We start from the raw sequence: 16662 nt of genomic DNA, 5'->3' as shown, positions 1-16662 counted from the left end.
TTACATCTCTCCAAATTTGTCAGCGGTTGTTATAGACAGGAAAATGCTAATTCCACCTAGAATCGTAAGTATCGAAAGAACGATATTGAAATTAAGATCAATGATACTTACAAGATGAGATTGCATGACGAAAATTCCACATAATACAGTTGGAATGGTTGCTCTTTTCCAAATGCCAAAATAAAAAAGTGGGATAAAACTCAGCAACGTGATGACAAAGGAACGAAAAAACATTTGTATAAAAAAGTTAAGCAAGTCTGATGACGAAGGATCACCATTTACGATTGGATGCACCTGATCCACTACAAATGTGACGACACCTGTTAATAAATAAGAAGACATCGTAAGCAGAAATACAAACAGACTGATAAATAATATCTTTGCAGCAAATAGTTTTTGGCGACTAATGGGATATCGAAACGATAGTGAAATCGTCTTGTTTTTATATTCCTCAATGAAAACATGATTAATTAAAGAGGCACCAAAAAGTGTATATCCCATTTGCAGCAAATTGTTCAATTCAATAAATGTTGCATAGTCTTTACCGAAATCTGCACTAACCCCTTTTATAAAAAATACAGGTAAAAACATTAATATAAGTGGATAGAACATTAACTCCCCTATGACTGATTTTTGATTTAACTTTTTCCATTCTAGCTTTATTAAATTAGTCAAGCTGTCCACCGCCATTAATTTGCTCATAAAAATAGTCCTCCAACGAATGAGAATGCTTCTGCATTTCTTCAATACCTACATCATGCATCATCAGCATTTTCGCTATCTCACTTTGGGTATAGGATAGATCATATATGCGAATTTTGTGGTCATCTATTATTTTCATATTCATAATATGAAGCTCATTTTCTAATAAATAAACAGACTTCCGTATATCAGATGGCACAATCTCGATATAATCAGACCGTTCTTTTCGTATTTCAGCTAATGTTACTTCCTTCAATAATTTTCCATGATGAATGATCCCAACTCGATCAACAATCTGTTCCAACTCTCCTAAGATGTGACTAGAAAGAAGAAAGGTTATTCCATACTCCTTATTCAACATACGAATTAATTGCCGTATATCTTTTATCCCAATAGGATCTAACCCGTTCGTTGGTTCATCTAAAATGATGACTTCCGGTTTTGTAATAATCGCGCGCGCAATTCCAAGTCGCTGCTTCATTCCAAGTGAAAAGTTTTTTACGATTTCACCTTCGGCATCTTGTAGTTTCACTAATTGTAGCGCTTGTTTCATGTCATTTTCATCATAATAACCGAGATACTCACAATGTAATTTCAAATTCTCCATTGCAGTTAAATGCTCGAAAAATACGGGATATTCAATGATACTTCCGACTCTAATTAAGGCTGACCTTGATTTATTTGTGAGTCGATCTTGAAACAATAAAATTTCCCCAGTTGTTGGTGAGGTTAGCCCTGTGAGCATTTTTAAAATCGTTGTTTTACCTGCTCCATTCTGGCCCAAAAACCCATAAATCTCACCTTTTTTTATATGAATATTAATATTGGATACTAATTCTTTGCCTTTCACTTTTTTCGTTAAGTTATTCGTTTGAATAATATATTCCATACGCGCACCTCCTTCAGTACTTTTATCATAATAAAAAGTCTTGTGTTTTTTCTTTCGTAATCCTTACAAATTCCTTAAGTTTAAACTGAAAAGTGATATAAAAAAGAGGTTGCATCCCAATGGACAACCTCCGTTAATATGTCATTTGTTTAAAGGTGCAAGTGAAGACGGTTTTCTCAAAAGGCTTACTATATAAATGAATCTCACCGTCCATTGTCTCTACTAGACGTTTCGTAATACTTAACCCAAGTCCACTTCCCTGAAATTCCGGGTTCCTCGCATCATCTAGTGTATAGAGCCTCTCAAACACCCGGTCAAGGTGCACCTCTTTAATACCTTTCCCTCGATCCCAAATATCAATGGAAACCATTTCTTGATTTTCTCGTACCGTTAACCCTAAAACACCACCGTCACTCCCATAACGAATAGCATTAGATATTAGATTATGGAGTATTCGGTTTAAAGCGTCCTCATTTCCAAGAATATACAAATTCTCTTCTGGTATATCTATCTCCACCTTTATGGATGTTGATTGCAACATATGGTAGAACTCCAATATGTTTTTGCGGCATATTTCATTAATTGATATTCGGCTAATTGGAAATTCCTCATCACCCGAATCGATTTTAACAAGAGCAAAGAACTGATTGATTAAGTTAATAACACTTAACGTTTTGTGATGGAGACGTAATACTGTTTCATCCTGTTCCTCTTTCGTTAATGTTTCTTTCTGTTGTAATCTCTCCACATAGCCTAAAATAACCGTCATCGGTGTTTTTAAATCATGTGACATATTAGAAAGCATCTTTCTCATGCTATCTTTTGTTCTTGCATAATCAGCCATCACACTTTGGTTATAACTAAGAAGCCTGTTCATTTGTATTAGCAGATTTTGCACAGTTTGTTCGTTTGTTTGCAAAAATATCTTTTCCGTCTTTTTATTTTCTACTATATGAGTTAATTTATCATGTATTTTATGGAGTTCACTTTGTAATCTTCGCTTTGATTTATATTGCCAGCCTATCACAATGAATAATACAAGAATGATAATATACGGTATGATACTCATTTATTATTCTCCTAATTTATAGCCAATCCCCCAAACCGTTTGAATATAACTTGGGTTCGATGGGTCTGCTTCAATTTTTTCACGGAGCCTACGTATATGAACATTTATCACATTCTCATTGCCATAAAAATCATCTTCCCAAATAAATTGGTAGATTTGTTCTTTTGTAAAAACTCTCGTTTGGTTCGTCATAAATAACTTTAGGATCTGAAATTCTTTTGAAGTTAGCTGTACTTGTTTCTCATTCACGCTTGCTGTGAAAGTAGCTAAATTTAGTGTGAGTTCTCGATAATGAATGGAATTGGAAATAGGATTGTTATTAGTGGGAACATACTGTGTAGCTCTTCGAATTGCTGCATTTACTCTTGCCGTTAGCTCTAGCATCGAAAATGGTTTACTGACATAATCATCTGCACCAAACCCTAGACCTAATGTTTTATCAATGTCACTCCCTTTGGCGGAAATGATCACCACTGGGACTAAGCTTGTTTCTCTCACTTTTTTCAAAAATTCTATTCCATTAAGCTTCGGTAGCATAATATCTAGCAAAATTAAATGTATAGATTCGTTTTCAAATATTTCCAGTGCCTGCTCCCCATCAAAAGCAGTAATGACCGTATAATTTTCCTGTTCTAAGTTACTTGTGACTAACGCACTGATTTCTTTATCGTCTTCCACTAGCAATATCTTCTTTTGCATCATTTCACGTCCAATCCGATATGTCATAATTCCATTATACTGAAAATGAAGAACACTTAAACGGGAATCTACAGCAGAAGTATTGTAAAAAGTTTTCCCTATACATCGGCTATGTATATAAAGAATGCCCCCACACGAGTGAGGGCTAAGTATATTTTCAAATGATACAGTCCTATAAAAATGGATACAGAGAACTCCTAGATATTAGTAGATCTGCACAAAACATGACGATATCATCTCATATTCAGCGAAAAAAACCATTTACTTAAATTTTTCCACCAGATTATCCAGTGTGTCGGACCAGCCGTCATACACGTATTGATCGCCAGGGTGACCTGCAAATCCGCTTAGATGGAAATTCATCTCGGTGCGGTCGCCATTTTCAATAAGAGTAAGCGTCACAACAGGTGAATCCTCGACGGGAGCATCAGGGTAGCCCCAAGTAAAAACGAGCCGTTCGAATGGTACGACCTCCAAAAACTCGCCTCCAGTTGGAAACTCCTCGCCCGTCTCGTTGTTAACCATTGTGTAGTGGTAACGGCCGCCTTCACGAACATCGAACCAAATGGTCTCTAATGGTGTTGAAGGCAACCACGTAGCGAGTTCTTTTTCCTCCGTCCAGGTGTGCCAAACACGCTCGCGACGGGCATTTACGGTGCGGGTAATCATAAATTCCGGTTTAGATGTAGGCATGTTCATTGTTCCTCCTTTGAGATTTTGGTACATGAATAAAGAATACGATTTACCATTTTGGTACGTTGTTTAAAGAATAGGCAACGATGTAAATCTCATGCTAGGTACAATTACGAACAAAACCTCTCGCCTGTTCTTCACTAAAAATCCATACGATAAAGTTAAAAAGGACTTATAAAAAATTAATCATAGATGACTAATTTCCCTTGTTCTTTTGCATTTTTTAAAGATGTTAGCATATGATCTATATCTTTATCGGAATGCCTTTCCCATGAAGCGAGTTCAGCTACTATTTTCAAAGGAGACTTTGATCTATAGGAACGTGTTGGATTTCCAGGAAATCTTTTGTCCGTTACGTTCGGATCATTTTCAAATTCATCTAATGGTTCCACCACATAAATTCTTTCCTTTTTTTCAGATGTGGCTAATTCAGCGCCCCATTTAGCAGCATCTAAAGTTGCTGTAAAATAAATATGGTTGGACTTTTTATCTTGGTAATTGGATAAGTGTTGTGGTTCTAATAAATCTCCAATTTTCAGTTCCGCCTTCGTACCATGAAAAAAAGGACCTCTATCTAAGACATCTTGTTTGTCGTTCATACGGATCCACTCCTTATATGTTATTCCGTTACTCCCCGCTTACTAGAGCTGCTGCATGAATCGCAAAGCCCCATGAGATTTTAATTCGAATATTCTTCTTTGAAAATTTAATGCAAAGTGCTATTGTATTTCCTCTAGTGGAACATCCTTCATATGTGTAGCGATCCACCAAATATGCCCAAATGGATCCATCACTCCCCCACGCCGATCACCTTCCGAATGGTTTTTGACAGCCTCCAGTTCCTTAGCTCCTGCATCAATAGCTTGTGCAAAAAGAGCATCCACGTCGTCGACATATAGGAAAAGATGCATCCCAACTCCTCCCAATGACTGCGGGCTCCGCATGAGCGGGTATTCCGGAAATTCGTCCACAATCATAATTGGCGAATCTCCAATCTTAATTTCTGCATGCTGAACCTTACCGTTGTCGTTCGTTAAGCGCATCAATTCAATTGCTCCAAACGCTTCTTTGTAAAAAGTTATCGCTCGTGCTGCATCCTTAATGATGATGTATGGTGTCACAGTGTGATGTCCTTCTCGTACACTTTTAGTACTAGATTTCATAAAACATCCCTCCATTTCATTAAATCGATGCCCCTCCCTCCATTATCTTCATAATAAACAGTAAAAAATACATTTCCCTTACATATTCCTTACAAATTTCTTAAGTTTGTGCACAAAATAGAGGCTATTCCTTATGAATGCCTCATCCTTTAAGTATATAAACAAATGATGCTATTTTGTGTGTATTATCTACTACACACAATGGAATACATCACCAGCCAGAACATATTCCCTTCGTTCTGTTAAAACGACCATTTCATCATATTGACGATTGATTGTACCGTCATCCTCTTATAAGTGTTTTTTCCAATGCTTTGAGATAAAGTACACAGGTTAGTAATCGTACTTTTCGTTTTCCAGATTCGTTCATTCCTTTAAACCACTCTACTTCAGAAAGGATTACTGTATTTAGTTCATTAGCATTCCGCCGTCGGTCAAACCCAGCGAGGCGGCATTGGTTAGCAACTCATTCCGTAAGTCACCAGCATACAAGTGACTAAGGCAAGCCGTCAGCAACAATTTTTGCTTCTCACCGGCGAGGGCAATACTTGTTTTCCTTGTCATGCTGCCCCTCCTTGGACAAACTTCAGTATGATTCCTTTATAATCCAATGCTATAATCTGATTCTCCTTATTTCTTTTAAATTGAATGCAATCCAGTGTGCCTTCTAATAAAAAGGTGTCTTTTTGAATTGTCTTCAACCGAATTAGAGAGTCGAACACTTGGATCTGAAGCTGATGGTCTATTAATTTAATGGAGACGGATAAATTCATGTGCTCAGATTGATAGCGACCGATATAAACTGTCACCAATTCTTCCTCTGCCGGTGCATTTTCATACGTAACATGAGACGACTCCACTTGTCTGTTGTCCAAACCATTCAACATGCCATTCATCAGTGAAGTTGGTGCTGTGCTGAGAATATTGGTCAAGATAATTCCGGATAACCCTTTTTCAGGCAATATAAACATTTGGGCTCCTCCGCCCTTGATTCCTCCTGCATGCTCCAGCAATGTTGTTCCATGATAGTTTGGGAAGACACATAAGCCATACCCGTAGCCTTGTCTGATGATTGGATTTTTCCAAGTATGAACCCTTGCCATCTGTTTTATACTATCCGTTGCCAAAATACGCTCGCCTCCCACCGCTATTCCGTCCGTACGGAAGATTTCTGCAAATTTCAGCATGTCAGAAATGGTGGATTTCAGAAAGCCTGCAGATCGCATAACTGGAGCATCCCACCAGTTGGGAGAGGCTACGACTCTGGAATTCCCTTCTTCTTCACGCAAAACATAAAGTTTCGTAACATTCTCATCACGATATTGATCTAGAAAAAAAGAAGTGTGTTTCATTCGAGAAGGCTCGAGTATGTTTTCATGCAAATACTTCTCATATGTTTGCCCGCTTACACGCTCGATTATGATACCTAGCAAACCATATCCATCATTACTATAATGCCATCGCTCACCAGGATTACTTAGCAATTGGAAATCTAATTGCGAAAGATACTGCAGATATTCATCCGTAGTTCGAAGCGGTTGAATCGATTTCTTTTCGCCACTTATCGTCGGATCATACTTGAAATCATCTTCCGTCAAGCTGTCATACACCACCATCGGGAACGTCTGAAGATCAGGAATCCCGCTGGTGTGGGTCATCAAATGATGTATAGTCACACGATTGGCAAAGCTGTCTTTACTATGACGAAATTCAGGTAAATAGTTACTAATCGGATCATGCACATGAATTTTTCCTCTCTCCTGCAATTGCAGAATCGCAGCACATGTGAAAGTCTTCGTAATCGATCCGATTGCAAACACAGTGTCGCTTGTAACTTGCAACTGTTGTTCAACATCACGATAACCAAAACTCTTCTCATAATAAACCTGCCCATGGCTCGCCAGCCCGACGGCGACACCGGGCAGATGAAAATCATTTATTATCTTTGTCGCATAGGTTTCAAAATTGTCAACCCATTCATCCTTCTGCATTTTTGATCACTTCCTTATTCAATCTGTCTATTACATACCAGGTTCATCTCAACGTCTTATGTTGTGGCTTTCTTACCAATGCGATAATACCCGCAGCAATATAGAACAAACCAGGTATCCCTGCAAATAATGATAAGAAACAAGTCACTACAGATACGATGATCAATCCCCAGCCTGCAATGAACGAATTGCGGTTACCTCTTAGCAACCATGCTGCCCATACGCCGAGGGCAATCCCAATCAATCCGGGTATAATAAACATTGTTCCGGCTTGCCCCAACTGTTCCAACGTATATGCATTCTCGCTTTCACTCCATCCTTCTTCCAAATATTGCATAAATTTATCGCTTTTCGTTAAGTATAAAAACACGACACCTGTTGCGACCATGACAAAACTTGTAATGATTCCAAGTACACTTAATGCAATTTCCACTGTACGTTTCATAAAGAAAACCCTCCGTTTTTTTGATGATTTTTTTGTCTTTTTCTCCATATACTTAGCATTATCAATCCCATCGTTGTACTTAGCAGGGCAATCCCTGCCATGGGGATTCGTAGATCTACATGATAGAGCGAGGTGCTTACAATCGGTGCAAAGATCGCCGAAATTCCTTGCACGGCAGTCACCAGTCCAGCTACACTACCTTGCTGTTCACGTGTGACGGAGACAGACGCCCCCACCATAAAGCCGGTCATCGTAAAGCCTGCACCTGCTCCTAGAAGAAAAAACGCAATGTAGTAACCTGGCAGCTGCTTGGCAAGAAGGAATATCACCATACTTACCACCACAAACAAGGAACCGGATAGTATCATCTTCTTTGGTTCCAAATGTAGCCACTTGCTCTGAAGGATCTGGGCGATTAGCATAGCCAAGCCTGTCAGCATCAAACCAAAGGAAACCGCCCACGCTAGTTGATCAGACGGAAGTCCAAGTTGATCCTGCAAATAAAAACCGCCAATTACCTGTATCGTAAAAAGCCCAAGCATGGTAACGAAAGCTACGAGTAAATAAAGTTGCAAACCACGTTGAAACGGTTGGAGTTTCCGCTTCGTCTTTTGCTGGACATTCGGCTTGCTTGCAGGCATGAGGAACAAAGTGACTATTAAAGCAGCAGCTGTGATGACGATGCCAAAATATAATGGCCATAACAATCCCACCAGACTAAAGATGCCGGCTATGGCCGGACCGAAAATAAGTCCCATTCCATTGGCCGCACTGATGACTGCCATACCGCTGCCTTGATCTTGATCTCCTAATCCATCTCCCATTAGTGCTTGGGATGCAGACAGAATAGCTGGGATGAACATACCAACCATGCTTCGCGTCAAAATCATCAAGAACAGCAACCATCCGCCGCTGATCCAGTGATTAAGACCGATATTGAATATGATAGTCAATAATACGGTGCTGATGGCCAAGCCAATCAATCCGATGACAACAACTCGTTTCCTTCCTCTCCTGTCACTAATACTTCCCCATACTGGTGCCATTACTGCCGTCATAATTGATCCACTTGAAATCAAGATACCCGAATGGATTTCTTGCAGTCCCAATTCGCGGATCAATGAGGGAGTGATTGGGGCGAGAATCATAACGCCTAACATTGCGACAAAAACACTAATAAAGACACTAACATTCTTTCTTCTCATTCAATGTAACTCCTCATCTTTTGATTTTTCACCCTTATATTTTGCAACTTCAATACCTTCTTTAGATTAGGTAGAGTATCTAGAATGAATATTTTTTTATTCATTCATATCACTGTAAAAAAAAGGGCATTAGTTTTACTGCTCCTTGATGAGCCCTTTTATAATAAACTCAATTAAATATTGCATCGCTTTTGGAAAATGCTCAATGCCAATTTCATCTTTATGCATATCGATACAGACCAATGAATCAAAGAAAACGGGCAACAGCTCCTCACTGATATCCTCCCTGATTAGTCCTTGTTGCTTCCAGTTCCGCATCAGACTCAAATAAAAATTACGAACGGAATCCATGCTTTGACTGTCTTCATCTCTGTAATGTCTCTCAAGTTCCTTATAAAAATCTTGGTTATACCATTCTTTTAAAATAGGATTAGCATGGATAGCCTCCTGATTCTCCTTAAGTAGCTGGCTGATAAGCTGCACCGGTTCCTGAGTCAAATCCAACGATTCGGTCAGCTGATTCTTGAGTTTTTTATTCTCCTGCTTATAAATCTCAATAAACAATTCTTCTTTTGAAGTATAGTAATTGTAAAAGGTTCCAACACCTATGCCAGCATGCTCGGCTATTTCTTTAATTTTAGTTTCTTTAAATCCTTTTGTACTGAACAAATCCTTGGCGCATTCGTAAATCTTGGACTTTACTTCCATTACCCTCAATCCTTCAGGTGAATATTTTTTTTTTTATTCACCTGAATTAAAACACATAACGTATAGTCTGTCAACAAGGAATTTTGACTAGAGTTAGTCCATCCCATAGTTGGAGGAATGAACACATTCGATGATAAAAAGCCGAGTTCTGGCTTTTAGGGGGTAAAGTAGAACACAAAAAGGGTTATATTTAGGAACAAAATCAATTATAATAAAAAAGGTAGGGAAAAAGGGTTATCCCTCTTTCCTTTGGGTATGAACTCTTACTTTTTTCGTCGGTTGCCACGACGAACATGGAAAAAACCTATTTCTTGAAGGAATAGGTTTTTTCATTATGAGGTAGCATAATAGATCACTTTTCATTCTGAAAAGAAGAACTTGATGACGATACCCTTATTTACTTGTATATCAAATTTAGAAATGGATGATTCCAGATAAAGATAAACGCTATTTTGATATACTTTTAGTTAAACTAAGCAATAAAGGTAATCCCTATGATAACGCGGTAGCAGAAGCTACATTTAAGATATTGAAAACTGAATTAATTAACGGAAGACATTTTCAAACCATTGAACAACTATCTCTTGAACTTTTTGATTATGTAAATTGGTACAACAATATCCATATGCACAGTTCACTTGGCTATCTAAGTCCAGTAGAATATAGAATTTCATCCCTTAAAAAAGTTGTATGATTTAGTGTTGACATACCAATGCTTTGAGATAAAGTCCACAGCTGAGTCATCACGTACATTTCGCTTTCCAGATGCGTTCATTCCTTGGACAATCTCTATAGCTTGTATAAGTGACACCTATGAACACTTTATTTGTAAAGTTGCACTGCTCCTTCCAAAAAGCTTACATATTTTTCAATAAAACTTTTTGGTTTTAGAATCTTTACTTTATTACCAAATCCGGCTAAAAATTGATATGCATATTGATTCTCAGGCAATTCAATTGTTGCCAGGTAACTTCTAGCAGTTTCTTTTATAACGGCATCTTTCCCGTACCTTTCGATAAATTGATCCCTTACAGCAACATCTATCGATAGATGTACATGAACCAATTTTTCTTGTTCTTTGTATTGTTTTTCGTGTTGAAATTCCTCATTCGTCCTTGGAACAAAATAACCGTCTTTTTGGATATTTAATATCCTCGTCACCTTAAATGTTCGATAGTCTTTCCGTTCTAAACTATAAGCAAAAAGATACCATTGCATCTCCCTAAAATGAACCTTATAGGGTTCTACTAGTCTGTATGTTTTGTTTCCTATTTGATCCACATATTCCAATTTTAATAACCAATTGTTCTCAATTGCTTGCCTGATAAATAAAACTTCTTCGTTGAGTTGTCTTCTCCCCGGCCAATCATAGAAAGTTAAATCAAGTGTTGGAGAAATATCTGCGCTGGTCATTCCTTTGATTTTTTTCATAGTCGTTTGAATCTCTTGATTGGTAATCAGTTCCTCAAAGCCACCTAAAGCGATAAGTATATTTTCAATATCCTTGTGATTTAGTAATCGTTTATCGAATTTATACTCTTCCATTAGCGCATATCCACCTTCAGAACCATATTCCGCATAAATGGGGATGTTTGCATAATTTAATGTTTCCATATCACGTTGAATCGTTCGTTTCGTTACATGAAAAAGCCGGCTGAATTCTGATGCCGAAACTACTTCTTTTTGTAACAATATCATCACTATCGAGATAAGTCGCTCAATTTTTTTCATATTTCCCTCCTATATACGACATACATATGTCGCCTATGCCCTATTATACTACCAATATAAAAAGGAGGAATAGATTATGAAAGCAATAACGTATCTACAATTTAATGGAGGAGCAGAAGAAGCGTTGGCCTTTTATGAAAAGGCATTATCAGCAACTAGTGTAAAAATGGTGAGATTTGGTGATTTTGGCCAAGACCCAAATGCCCCATTAAAGGATGAGGAACAAAACATGATTATGGAATCTCGTATTGAGTTTTCAGGGAATATTTTAATGATTTCTGACGTGCCACCTTTTATGCAAGCTACAACAGGCGAAATCACAAATGGGAATACCGTCCTCATCAGTATTATTGATGCTGATCCAGAAATGAATAAAAAATGTTTTGATGGACTTTCAGATGGTGGTACTGTCATCATGCCAATATCATCTACACCATGGTCAGCAAGCTTTGGAATGTTAATCGATAAATTCGGGATAATGTGGAAGTTTAATAGTGAGGCAAGTAAATTTCTAGATGGTTATTTAGATTAATCTTGTATTATTGGGGATTTCCAACATTTTGACGTAACACCCCGACTAAAATAGAATAGACAGACTCTGAGATTCCTATATGATTGGGGAATTTCAGAGTTTGTCTTATTTCTATAATTGGGTTATTCAATTAGAAAAAGTGGTATAAACCTCCAGTATAATACTAGAGGTCATTCAGTTAATTTTAGTTTTTTGTAAAAAACCACATTTCTTTCTACCATTGATAGCAAAAAATTCTTACTGCTGTTTCACACGAATTTCCTCTGTTCCTGTTCTTGCCACTTAACAATTTTATTTTTCACCCAATCCAATCCATAACAATTCATCTTGTAAACATCTGCCTGTTTTAACGCATCGTTTGTATAGCCTGAGGTTGTAATAAAACTCGATAGTATGCATTTATGATTTCGCTTTGCTGAGTTTATTTCACGAATCTCTTTTACAGTAATTGGATTACCTGAGTTTATGTAATGTTTGATTTGAATAGCCTCTTCTCCAAGCTCACGTAAGCTTGCACATTTCTTTTCAGCCCATGTTATTAATTCGGGAGAAAGGTATTCATTTTTGAATATTCTCCTTCAATAGCATGTTTGTAAAAGTTTTCTACTGTATCTGAAGGTGATTTATCAGACAAGCCGCTATTCATTTTACAATTTGTCCTCGCCTGGCTCATTCTCTTGCCCCCAGAGGCTCCGGGTCAAGTGACAAATAACACGCACTTTTTTAAAACTGAGCGCTAAAATTTTAGACGCTGTAAAAGGTTATGTATTCCTTACAAAATATGTACAGTATAGTGTTGACCCACCAATTTATATGAAAGAAAAGGTGTAATCATTCATGAAGCAAATAACTGTTCTGATCATATTCACATGTTAGTTAGTATCCCACCCAAATTAAGTAAGTGTATCTTAATTTATGGGTTACCTCAAAGGGAAAAGTAGCCTGATGATATTTGATCGATGTGCAAATTTGAAATATCGATATGGAAATCGGAAATTCTGATTTCGAGGTTTCTACGTCGATACAGTGGGCAAAAATAAGAAACAAATACAAGAATATTTTAGAAATCAGCTATAAGAAGACTATATGCATGATCAGTTAACGTTGTTCGAAGAATTTGATCCAATTACCGGAGAGAAAAATCAGAAGAAATAAAGAAATTCTTTCGAATTGGTATGTGAATGTGGTGCAGAAGGGAAACCCTTTCAATGAGCCTTATAGGCTGTGGCCGGTAATAGAGGCTTTCAGCTGCAGAGCAAACCACCAGTTCACACTGGTGGTTTTGATTTTTAATAATATATTACAGTTTGTCTTGTTCAATTTACTTTTTCAAAGTTGTAATTTTATGGATTTCTTCTTCGGAATGTCTTTCCCATGAGCCTAATTCAGCTATTACTTTCTGATCAGGTAAAAATAGGAGAAATCAATTTAAGTAAAACCAATAATCATTTATAAAGTATTTCTGTATGAGATTCGTATTGATAGTACAATTAATCAAGGAACAACTATTACAATTAAAATGCCTATCTTTTAAAATGCTATAGCATTCTACAATAAAAATATGTACATGAAATAAAATCATTGTCCATCTTCTTACTTATTTTCCATTTTCCATTTATCATACCAATCTTTAATCTTGCCTGTAGGCTTTAATCCATATTCATTCATGAACATTTTGGTATAATTACTATATTGTTGTTCAATTGAAGGGCGATCACCTAGCGATTCATATAATATCATTAACATTAAATAGCTGTCTTCATAATAAGGATGGAGGGCTTGGATTCGATGATACAGTGAGATTGCTCCAGAATAATTACCTCTAAATACTAAGTAATCAGTAACTTTTTTCATTAATTGAAGCCACATCCCCCTTAATCTTTCACGCTCTCCTTCTGCCCATATATAATCATCTAGCGCTAAATAATCTCCAATATAAAGATCAATTAGTTTTTGATATTTTGGTAATGTTTCATTTGATATAGTGGATAACTCATTTAATTCGTTTTCCCAAACATCTACATCTAGTAATACTTCGTTTAGAGTTAGCTTATAACTGTTTTCTACGCTAGAAATCGTAATATTAATATTAAGGGTCCGTAAGGTTTTACGAATTTGATAAATCGTTGCATAAAGCTGTGAAAACCCCTTCTTCCAATCCATTTCGGGCCAGAATAAATCTAGAATGATGTCTTTCCGTATAGGTTGGTTTCGATGTTGTATGAGAAATGCAAACAGTTCCCGTGCCTTAAACGTCCTCCAATGAACATCTAAAGGTTGTAACTCATCATCTCTATTCATGCAAAAACTCAATTGTTGGAAACAACAAACCATTATAGAATCCGATTGTTCGGTGATTTTCGTTTCAATGTTAGGTAGACGACGGATAGTTTCAATTAAACGATCACGTTTTACAGGTTTCATAATATAATCTACCGCATTAAGCTCAAATGCCTTCACTGCAAATGCGTCATATGCAGTTATAAATACAATCTTCACATCTGAAAGTTCTTCCTGGATATATTCTGCTAGTTCTATGCCATTAGTCTCAGGCATTTCGATATCTAGAAATACAAGATTTGGTGTAACCATCTTTAATGATTCTAAAGCTTTTCTTGGATTACTATACTTACCAACAATAGTGATACCTGGAATTCCCTCTAGAAGTTTCTCTAAATAAGCGAGTGCTAATGGTTCATCGTCTATAAGAATCGTTTTCATGAAACTTTCCCTCCACCAAAACACTAGAATTATCAATATCGTAATTGATAACCAAATTTTCCCTATAACTATTAAAACACAATCAAAACATCTACTCAAATAGAATACGTGAGTAGATGTTTTGTTATTAATCTATTATTTCAATTAGTTCACCAACAACTGCAATTCTATCTAATCCTGATATAGTACATGTAATCATAGTGATTTCATTTTTCTCTTGATGATTATCTAATATTTCAACAAAAGTAGGCTCGATAACTTTTGTTTTTGTAATTTGATAGATAAATGTTTGCTTACCTGTATGAAGAAAAACTTCATCTCCTATAGATACTTGAGGCAAACGGCTAAAGTGCCTATCACCACGATATCCCCTATGGCCCGCAATTGTGAAATTTCCAGTTCCTGGAGTCTGGTCTTTTTTTAATTGCGTTAAAGCTACTTTTAAGTTGTCTTCAGTTGTTTCACCTAAGATTTTTTGTTTTAGATTAATAGACGGAATTTCCAACTCCATTATCTGCGTTATTTCCTCCTCAGAAAAAGAAAGATTTTCAATAACGGATAGGTCTACTGAATCTCCATTACTTTTGGAAATAAGAGAGAGGGCTTCCTCTAAAGCCCTCACCTCTTTATCATGCTGAATTTCGTAATATAGTGGAACGGAGATTAATGTTAGTCCTGCTACTAAAAATATAATACCGAATATTAACCTTTTATTTTTCACAAGACATCCACCTCTCTATCGTTCTACTCTTCTTTTCCTACCCAACAGTAATACTCCACTAGTTGCTAAAAATAAGATGCCCATGATCATCATATACATCAAATGCTGTTCTCCTGTTTGCGGAAGTTTACTAAGATCATCATCACCTGGCATTTCAGGCGTTTCGGGTTCCTGTGGCTGCTCTGGCTTTTCTGGCTGTTCAATTTCCGTTGCCTTGTTCGCAAACTCAACTACAAGCGTGTCTTTCTGCGCTTTTTCAATTGTAAATGAAATTGGAGTTGGGTCCAGATTGAAACCTTCTGGTGCTTTTGTTTCAACAAATAGGTAGTTACCTGGCTTCAAATCTCCAATAAATAATATACCAGTTATATCGGTTAATAATCCTTCCAGGAGCAGATTCCCCTTCTCATCAAGAAGGTTAAACTCAGCACCTTGAAGTCTATGTTTCTTATTCTCAGCATCTACTTTAACCAGTTCAACTGAACCAGTAGATAGTTGATTATAAATAGTGACTTTCGTAAATTCTAGCTGACTTTTATCAATTACAAAATTAATTGGCGTTGGGTCTAAGTCATAGCCAAACGGTGCCTTTGTTTCTATAAATTGGTAATCACCCGGTTTTAGATTAGAAACTACAAGCTTGCCTTCTGTATTTGTTTCTAAACCTTCAAGGATAATTTCCCCAGCTTCATCTCGTAATTCAAACACAGCTCCAGCTAATGGCGTATCATCATCGTTGTCTAGTTTTGTAAGTTCAACAGAACCTGTAATTAATTCATTCTCCGCTTTCACAGTAAGAGTAATCTCTTGGCCTTTTTCAATCGTAAAGACGATTGGTGTTTCGTCTAATTTGTAATGTTCTGGTGCCTTTGTCTCAACAAATTGATAAGTACCTGGCTTCAAGTTTTCAACTATTAGCTTGCCTTCAGAGTTTGTTGATAATCCTTCTTCAATAGTTTTGCCGTCTGCTGATTGCAATTCAAAAACTGCGCCGGCTAAAACAATCTCATTATTGTCCTTGTCAACCTTCTTCAGTTCAACTGATCCCTGCGTTAATTCATTTTCTACTTGCTTCACTACCATTTCGATTTGACCTTTTTCAATCGTAAAGACGATTGGTGTTGCATCTAGGTTGTAACCAAATGGAGCTTTCGTTTCAACAAACTGGTAAACACCTGGTTTTAAGTCGTTTACGACAAGTTTACCTTCGGCATTTGTTACTAAATCCTTTTGCAGCACATTACCTTCGGCATCTTGAAGTTCAAATTCTGCGCCTTCAAGCAAGATCTCATTATTGTCTTTGTCAATTTTAATTAATTCTACAGAACCAGTTGTTAATTCATTGCCAGCAATCACTTTCGTTATTTCCGTTTGACCTTTGTCAATCGTGAAT

Annotated in this window: 18 protein-coding genes and 2 pseudogenes; 3 read left to right on the top strand and 17 right to left on the bottom strand. The window is 36.9% G+C overall.

Annotated elements, in window-relative coordinates; translation table 11 throughout:
- The 12 genes from ACFPM4_RS15750 to ACFPM4_RS15695 all read right to left on the bottom strand — a co-directional run bounded on the left by ACFPM4_RS15750 (position 1) and on the right by ACFPM4_RS15695 (position 9564).
- Positions 1-702, bottom strand: coding sequence for an ABC transporter permease (locus tag ACFPM4_RS15750; protein WP_382353779.1), 702 nt, complete (start codon positions 700-702; stop codon positions 1-3).
- Entirely contained in the window at positions 668-1591 is a 924-nt protein-coding gene (locus ACFPM4_RS15745) for an ABC transporter ATP-binding protein (protein WP_382353776.1), read from the bottom strand. Before ACFPM4_RS15745 ends, ACFPM4_RS15750 begins: the two co-directional genes overlap by 35 nt.
- 133 nt (positions 1592-1724) lie before the next feature.
- Positions 1725-2660, bottom strand: a complete 936-nt coding sequence (locus ACFPM4_RS15740) for a sensor histidine kinase (protein ID WP_382353773.1) — start codon at positions 2658-2660, stop codon at positions 1725-1727.
- A 3-nt stretch (positions 2661-2663) separates the two neighbouring features.
- Positions 2664-3359 (bottom strand): response regulator transcription factor, encoded by a 696-nt coding sequence (locus ACFPM4_RS15735; protein WP_382353770.1) that lies wholly within the window; start codon positions 3357-3359, stop codon positions 2664-2666.
- A 261-nt stretch (positions 3360-3620) separates the two neighbouring features.
- Positions 3621-4052, bottom strand: coding sequence for an SRPBCC family protein (locus ACFPM4_RS15730; protein WP_382353767.1), 432 nt, complete (start codon positions 4050-4052; stop codon positions 3621-3623).
- Between the two features lie 182 nt (positions 4053-4234).
- On the bottom strand, positions 4235-4651 hold the full coding sequence (arr, locus tag ACFPM4_RS15725) for an NAD(+)--rifampin ADP-ribosyltransferase (protein WP_382353764.1): 417 nt from the start codon (positions 4649-4651) through the stop codon (positions 4235-4237).
- 120 nt (positions 4652-4771) lie between these two features.
- Positions 4772-5215 (bottom strand): VOC family protein, encoded by a 444-nt coding sequence (locus ACFPM4_RS15720; RefSeq protein WP_382353761.1) that lies wholly within the window; start codon positions 5213-5215, stop codon positions 4772-4774.
- Positions 5216-5623: 408 nt separating this feature from the next.
- Positions 5624-5779: a hypothetical protein gene (locus tag ACFPM4_RS15715; RefSeq protein WP_382353759.1), complete on the bottom strand. Its 156-nt coding sequence runs from the start codon at positions 5777-5779 to the stop codon at positions 5624-5626.
- Positions 5776-7206, bottom strand: a complete 1431-nt coding sequence (locus ACFPM4_RS15710; protein WP_382353756.1) for a serine hydrolase domain-containing protein — start codon at positions 7204-7206, stop codon at positions 5776-5778. Before ACFPM4_RS15710 ends, ACFPM4_RS15715 begins: the two co-directional genes overlap by 4 nt.
- Positions 7207-7249: 43 nt before the next feature.
- Positions 7250-7651 carry a DUF4064 domain-containing protein gene (locus tag ACFPM4_RS15705; RefSeq protein WP_382353753.1) on the bottom strand — a complete coding sequence of 134 codons (402 nt, stop codon included), beginning with the start codon at positions 7649-7651 and terminating at the stop codon, positions 7250-7252.
- The gene (locus tag ACFPM4_RS15700) at positions 7648-8856 is read right to left on the bottom strand and encodes an MFS transporter (RefSeq protein ID WP_382353750.1); all 1209 of its coding nucleotides are present in this window, start codon (positions 8854-8856) and stop codon (positions 7648-7650) included. The genes ACFPM4_RS15705 and ACFPM4_RS15700 overlap by 4 nt, the downstream gene beginning before the upstream one ends.
- A 135-nt stretch (positions 8857-8991) precedes the next feature.
- Positions 8992-9564: a TetR/AcrR family transcriptional regulator gene (locus tag ACFPM4_RS15695; protein ID WP_382353747.1), complete on the bottom strand. Its 573-nt coding sequence runs from the start codon at positions 9562-9564 to the stop codon at positions 8992-8994.
- Between the two features lie 472 nt (positions 9565-10036).
- Between ACFPM4_RS15695 and ACFPM4_RS15690 the strand changes: the two are divergent.
- A pseudogene (locus ACFPM4_RS15690) lies at positions 10037-10258 on the top strand (IS3 family transposase); the annotation flags it as partial.
- 128 nt (positions 10259-10386) lie between these two features.
- Here the strand turns inward: ACFPM4_RS15690 and ACFPM4_RS15685 are convergent.
- Positions 10387-11295: a helix-turn-helix transcriptional regulator gene (locus ACFPM4_RS15685; RefSeq protein ID WP_382353745.1), complete on the bottom strand. Its 909-nt coding sequence runs from the start codon at positions 11293-11295 to the stop codon at positions 10387-10389.
- A gap of 76 nt (positions 11296-11371) precedes the next feature.
- Between ACFPM4_RS15685 and ACFPM4_RS15680 the strand changes: the two genes are divergently transcribed.
- Positions 11372-11827, top strand: coding sequence for a VOC family protein (locus ACFPM4_RS15680; RefSeq protein ID WP_382353742.1), 456 nt, complete (start codon positions 11372-11374; stop codon positions 11825-11827).
- Positions 11828-12075: 248 nt separating this feature from the next.
- On the opposite strand, the gene ACFPM4_RS15675 is transcribed toward ACFPM4_RS15680, so the two are convergent.
- Complete coding sequence (locus tag ACFPM4_RS15675) at positions 12076-12261, bottom strand: hypothetical protein (RefSeq protein WP_382353895.1); 186 nt, start codon at positions 12259-12261, stop codon at positions 12076-12078.
- A 375-nt stretch (positions 12262-12636) separates the two neighbouring features.
- Here ACFPM4_RS15675 and tnpA point away from each other — a divergent pair.
- Positions 12637-12982: pseudogene (gene tnpA, locus ACFPM4_RS15670) on the top strand (IS200/IS605 family transposase); the annotation flags it as partial.
- A gap of 438 nt (positions 12983-13420) precedes the next feature.
- On the opposite strand, the gene ACFPM4_RS15665 reads toward tnpA, so the two are convergent.
- From ACFPM4_RS15665 to ACFPM4_RS15655, 3 genes are all read right to left on the bottom strand, one after another.
- Complete coding sequence (locus ACFPM4_RS15665) at positions 13421-14548, bottom strand: response regulator (protein ID WP_382353739.1); 1128 nt, start codon at positions 14546-14548, stop codon at positions 13421-13423.
- A 127-nt stretch (positions 14549-14675) separates the two neighbouring features.
- Positions 14676-15269, bottom strand: a complete 594-nt coding sequence (locus ACFPM4_RS15660) for a class D sortase (RefSeq protein WP_382353736.1) — start codon at positions 15267-15269, stop codon at positions 14676-14678.
- Positions 15270-15284: 15 nt separating this feature from the next.
- Positions 15285-16662, bottom strand: a 1378-nt coding sequence (locus ACFPM4_RS15655) for a SpaA isopeptide-forming pilin-related protein (protein WP_382353733.1), incomplete at its 5' end; no start/stop codon positions are given.

It is taken from the genome of Lederbergia graminis (assembly GCF_042655485.1).
Classification (GTDB): Bacteria; Bacillota; Bacilli; order Bacillales; family Bacillaceae_C; genus Lederbergia; species Lederbergia graminis.
This window is presented reverse-complemented; position numbering and strand designations above follow the sequence as displayed.